This window comes from Neptunomonas sp. CHC150 (assembly GCF_030397555.1).
GTDB classification, from domain to species: domain Bacteria; phylum Pseudomonadota; class Gammaproteobacteria; order Pseudomonadales; family Balneatricaceae; genus Neptunomonas; species Neptunomonas phycophila.
In genome coordinates, this window is record NZ_JAPNXU010000027.1 from 1 (window position 1) to 1,239 (window position 1,239).

At 49.1% G+C, this 1,239-nt stretch carries 1 protein-coding gene; it reads right to left on the minus strand.

Annotation, left to right across the window (positions count from 1 at the left end):
* The coding region (locus OW491_RS17930; protein WP_290037259.1) for an isocitrate lyase at positions 1-1,239 on the minus strand (1,239 nt) is incomplete at both ends.

Below are 1,239 nucleotides of genomic sequence, written 5' to 3' on the forward strand. Positions count from 1 at the left end.
GATACGCTTATCAGCTTCGATGGCCAACTCAGTCTCATCGTACTTAACGTCCATCAAACCAGCACGATCGTAAGCAGAAACATCCTTACCTTCTTCAACCATCGCATCAAATACTTGCTGACGGAAGTTCAACGTCCAGTTGAACGAAGGTGAGTTGTTGTAAACCAGCTTAGCGTTAGGAACCACTTCACGGATACGGTTAACCATGCCGCCAATTTGACCCACGTGAGGCTTCTCAGTCTCGATCCATAACAAGTCAGCACCGTTTTGTAGAGATGTGATGCAGTCAAGTACGCAACGGTCTTCGCCAGAACCTTTCTTGAACTGGAACAAACCAGATGCTAAACGCTTAGGCTTGAGTAGTTTACCGTTGGCTTTAACCACCACATCACCGTTGTTGATGTCATCAGCACTTTCAACGTAATCGCCGTCTAGGAAGGCGTTATACAAATCGCCTAGGTCGCCTGGCTCGTTCGTTACAGCGATCTGTTTTGTTAAGCCCGCACCCAATGAGTCAGTACGTGCCACGATAACACCGTCATCTACGCCTAGCTCAAGGAACGCGTAACGCACTGCACGGATCTTAGCAAGGAAGTCAGCATGAGGCACCGTTACTTTACCGTCTTGGTGGCCACACTGCTTCTCGTCAGATACTTGGTTCTCGATTTGGATACAGCAAGCACCGGCTTCGATCATCTTCTTAGCGAGAAGGTAAGTGGCTTCTTCGTTACCAAAACCTGCATCGATATCAGCAATGATAGGAACAACGTGTGTTTGGAAACCATCGATTTGAGCTTGTACGGCTTTTTCAGCGGCGCTGTCACCGGCGTCACGAGCGGCGTCTAACTGACGGAATAGGCCGCCTAGTTCACGAGCATCAGCTTGACGCAAGAAGGTGTAAAGCTCTTCGATAAGTGATGCAACCGAGGTTTTCTCGTGCATAGATTGGTCAGGTAAAGGGCCGAACTCAGAGCGCAGAGCCGCTACCATCCAACCAGACAGGTACAAATAGCGGCGATCAGTGCTATTAAAGTGCTTCTTAATAGAGATCATTTTCTGTTGGCCGATAAACCCGTGCCAGCAGCCAAGAGATTGCGTGTACTGAGATGAGTCGGCATCGTAACGAGCCATGTCATCGCGCATGATTTTAGCGGTGTACTTAGCGATATCCAAACCTGTTTTGAACTGGTTTTGAGCGCGCATACGAGCGGCATATTCAGGGTTGATGGCTTCCCACGC